The sequence below is a fragment of the Streptomyces termitum genome (genome assembly GCF_014650175.1).
GTDB lineage: Bacteria > Actinomycetota > Actinomycetes > Streptomycetales > Streptomycetaceae > Streptomyces > Streptomyces termitum.
In genome coordinates, this window is the sequence record NZ_BMUL01000056.1 from 1 (window position 1) to 696 (window position 696).

The following is a 696-nucleotide window of genomic DNA, read 5'->3' on the forward strand; positions in this document are numbered from 1 at the left end:
ATTTGACCGCCGCGGCCACTATCCTGACTGTCGAGGCTCGTCACAACGCCTACGTCAGACTGGCCAACGGAGAGTCCCCCTTCCCCACCGCCTTCGACACCCCAGTTGACCCCCGAGGAATCGTCACTCTGGCCACCCCGTTCTTCGCCGCCTGCCCCAACGGCTCCGCCCCCTCTTTCCAAGGTTTCCCAGCCTTGAATGTCACCGGGAAGCTCACCCAAGGAGCCTCGTTGACGGTTGCTTCAACCAACATGACTGGTGCTACCACCTGTGCTTTCTTGAGCGGCTTGAACACCACGTTCTCTTCGTTCGCCGATGGCAAATGTCAAGTGCCCACCGACGGTAAAGTTGGAGGTGGACAGGTTTACGTTCTGTTGACCAGTGGCCAAAACGTCACCGACTACTCAACTATCGCTGGCCCGGCCATTGTCGAGATGGACACTCCTGGTACCGCCAACGCCACCCACACCCTGGCCACTGGTGCCTCCCAGAACGCTGCTTCCTCCGTCATGGTCGGTGGTCTGGCCGTCTTCGGCTCAGCTGTCGCCGGTCTCTTTTCCCTTTTGGCTTAAAGATCACTTAGACTGGTTGTCTTATCCTCTCTTCTTGATGCTGCTACTATCACGATCTCCCTCACGATCTTTGTCAAAGTCGCTTGTTGTATCTCCATAGTAACTAAATTATCATCTGTCAACG

1 protein-coding gene is annotated in these 696 nt (G+C 56.2%); it reads left to right on the forward strand.

Going from position 1 to position 696, the window contains the following annotated elements:
* Positions 1–572 (forward strand): ferritin family protein (locus IE219_RS32725; protein ID WP_229850279.1); only part of this gene is annotated, 572 nt, incomplete at its 5' end.
* Positions 573–696: the final 124 nt, after the last annotated feature.